At 57.0% G+C, this 770-nt stretch carries 1 protein-coding gene; it reads left to right on the top strand.

All coding sequences use genetic code 11. The features are described from left to right. The first annotated feature begins 532 nt into the window (after positions 1-532). Positions 533-715: a hypothetical protein gene (locus CCN35_RS28210; protein ID WP_143631901.1), complete on the top strand. Its 183-nt coding sequence runs from the start codon at positions 533-535 to the stop codon at positions 713-715. Positions 716-770 lie beyond the last annotated feature (55 nt).

Genomic DNA, 770 nt, shown 5'->3' with positions numbered 1-770 from the left:
TTACGGGACAGCCCTTAGGTGGGTTGGAGGCCCGATCGCTCCGCGATCGGGTCTGGGCCGGCTACAGGGGAGGGTGTGCTGAGGTAACGCGGTCTTGCCGGCTGGATAGGTGGTGTGGCGTCAGATTCCTTGCTGGCGGAGGGGGTTGGTCTGTAGTCCGGCTCGGAGCTTGGAGAGGTCGACTGCTTTCAAGGTTTCAGAGCTCTGTTTTTTTCGGAGTGATCCTCTTTTCCCGCTCCAGATGCTGAAGAGCCAAGCCGGGCGATGAGAGCACGACCGATCCGCTGAAGCTCCTCATCACTCTCAACGCTCTCGAACCAGCCACCACGCCGAGGCAGAGCCAACTGCTCACGAAGCAACGGCACAGCAGACACCGCAAAAGAACCCATACGATCCAGACAAGCCACAACATGATTAGCCGTCACAGGATTCCAAACCATAGCCCCCAACAAAACATTCAAAACAACCGACGCCTCAACCCACCACTAACCACAGCAGGATCGAACACCTCAGCACATCCAAAACTGAACGTATGACACTGCGTCCGCTCGTAACACACCGCAGCCCGCACATCCATGACACTTCGAGCTACGGAGACGACTGGCAGATGAAGCTCAAGGCCTACCGTGTGGTCATAGGTATGACAGCCCTGAGAAAAGCGGACGTGAATGACAAGAAAAAGATCACGCAAGGAACGGCTCGGGGCATCGCCTGACACACTGCACGACCGGAAAAGCTTAAACTCAGCAGCTCATCGCGGCAGCTGCCGC

It is taken from the genome of Streptomyces thermovulgaris (genome assembly GCF_002155915.1).
In the GTDB taxonomy this organism is placed as follows: domain Bacteria; phylum Actinomycetota; class Actinomycetes; order Streptomycetales; family Streptomycetaceae; genus Streptomyces; species Streptomyces thermovulgaris.
This window is presented reverse-complemented; position numbering and strand designations above follow the sequence as displayed.